This is a genomic window from Gilvimarinus sp. 1_MG-2023 (genome assembly GCF_030548285.1).
The window spans coordinates 1-333 of sequence record NZ_JAUOSC010000515.1 but is presented as its reverse complement, the minus strand read 5'-3'; the positions used below and the strand labels follow the sequence as shown (position 1 = coordinate 333).

The 333-nt window shown below is 56.2% G+C and carries 1 protein-coding gene; it reads right to left on the bottom strand.

Annotated elements, in window-relative coordinates; all coding sequences use genetic code 11:
- A partial coding sequence (locus Q4563_RS17875; RefSeq protein ID WP_303605457.1) for an ABC transporter transmembrane domain-containing protein occupies positions 1–333 on the bottom strand: 333 nt, incomplete at both ends.

Sequence of the window (333 nt, the reverse complement as noted above, 5' to 3'; positions counted from 1 at the left end):
CATTGATTCACGGGCGTAGGCGGTTTCACGCTGGCTGTGGGAAAACAGTTTGACGGTCTGGATATTGGTGTAGCTGTCGACGATGCGGCCGGTCATTTGTGAGCGGGCATCGGCTTGTGCCGCCGAAACCCGTTTGAGTCGTGGTACAAAATAGATCTGGATCAGCACATAGGCCAGCAGCCAACCCAGCATCGGCAGTATCAGCCGCCAGTCGGCTGCCGCGACCATCACAATAATGGCGGTGAAATACACCAGGATATAGACCAGTACATCCAGCAGTTTCATGACGGTTTCGCGCACGGCGAGGGCCGATTGCATCACCTTGGTGGCGAC